At 57.0% G+C, this 286-nt stretch carries 1 rRNA gene; it reads right to left on the bottom strand.

Features of this window, described 5'->3' with window-relative positions:
* Positions 1-286, bottom strand: a 23S ribosomal RNA gene (locus QSK32_RS45380); the annotation flags it as partial.

The raw sequence follows: 286 nt of genomic DNA, 5'->3' as shown, positions 1-286 counted from the left end.
CGGAAGGGGTTCTCACCCTTCATTCGCTACTCATGCCTGCATTCTCACTCGTATGGCGTCCACGACTGGATCACTCCGCCGCTTCACCCGCCATACGACGCTCCCCTACCCATCCACACACCTGCACGGCCAGAACAAGTCAAGCCGCGGGGTAAAGTATGAATGCCACAGCTTCGGCGGTGTGCTTGAGCCCCGCTACATTGTCGGCGCAGAACCACTTGACCAGTGAGCTATTACGCACTCTTTAAAGGGTGGCTGCTTCTAAGCCAACCTCCTGGTTGTCACT

The organism is Actinoplanes sp. NBRC 101535 (genome assembly GCF_030269225.1).
Lineage (GTDB): Bacteria > Actinomycetota > Actinomycetes > Mycobacteriales > Micromonosporaceae > Actinoplanes > Actinoplanes rectilineatus.
This window is presented reverse-complemented; position numbering and strand designations above follow the sequence as displayed.